Source organism: Paraburkholderia sp. SIMBA_054 (assembly GCF_046534875.1).
GTDB lineage: Bacteria > Pseudomonadota > Gammaproteobacteria > Burkholderiales > Burkholderiaceae > Paraburkholderia > Paraburkholderia hospita.
Window position 1 is genome coordinate 1 of sequence record NZ_JAWRXV010001002.1, and the last position, 262, is coordinate 262.

Sequence of the window (262 nt, forward strand, 5' to 3'; positions counted from 1 at the left end):
TAATCCAGTACCTTTTTTCCCATTGTAGAGTAATAATAGTGGTAGTGCAGAAATCATCATCCATTGGTAATCACTAAACGGAAATAAATGATTTATAATACCGTCCTTGACTACTCCCCATTTAGCGTAAGCAGTAAAGATAATCAAATGAAAAATGATATATACAATAGTAATTCCTACTTTACTTCTACTTAAATAAAGTAGAATACCCAGCAATACAAAGAAAATACCACCCTCAACAAAGAATATATTTCCTAATATT

General features: G+C 30.2%; 1 protein-coding gene. It reads right to left on the minus strand.

Features of this window, described 5'->3' with window-relative positions; genetic code table 11:
• Window positions 1-262 (minus strand): hypothetical protein (locus tag SB822_RS58160; RefSeq protein ID WP_410859250.1); only part of this gene is annotated, 262 nt, incomplete at both ends.